The 510-nt window shown below is 72.7% G+C and carries 1 pseudogene; it reads left to right on the top strand.

Features of this window, described 5'->3' with window-relative positions:
* A pseudogene (gene uvrC / locus DS839_RS36160) lies at positions 1–510 on the top strand (excinuclease ABC subunit UvrC); the annotation flags it as partial.

Raw genomic sequence — 510 nt, 5'->3', positions numbered from 1 at the left:
GGCGATGCTGACATCTTCGCCCTGGCCACCCGCCCAGGGGCGCTGTGCATCTCGGTGCTCAGCGTGCGCCACGGGCGGCTGCTGGGGGCCCGCCACCATGCCCCCGCCAACGGGCTCGACCTGCCCGCCGAGGAGCTGCTCGCGGAATTTCTCAGCCAGTACTACCTGGGGCAGGACAACGAGATTCCCCGCGAGCTGATCACCAGCCACCCCCTGGCGGATCGCGCGCTGATCGAGGCGGCGCTCGGCGAGCGCGCCGGCCGGCGCGTGCGGCTCACCGACCGGGTGCGCGGGCACCGCGCCCAATGGCAGTCACTGGCCGTCACCAACGCCGAGCAGCAGCTCGCCAGCCAGTTGGCCAGCCAGGCCCAGCTCACGCGGCGGTTCGCGTCGCTGCGCGAGGTGCTGGGCCTGGCCGAGACCCCCGCTCGCCTGGAGTGCTTCGATATCAGCCACAGCCACGGCGAGGCCACCGTGGCCTCCTGCGTGGTGTTCGACCAGAACGGCCCG

The organism is Taklimakanibacter deserti (assembly GCA_003574785.1).
The sequence above is the reverse complement of the archived record's forward strand: the minus strand, read 5'-3'. Positions and strand labels throughout refer to the sequence as shown.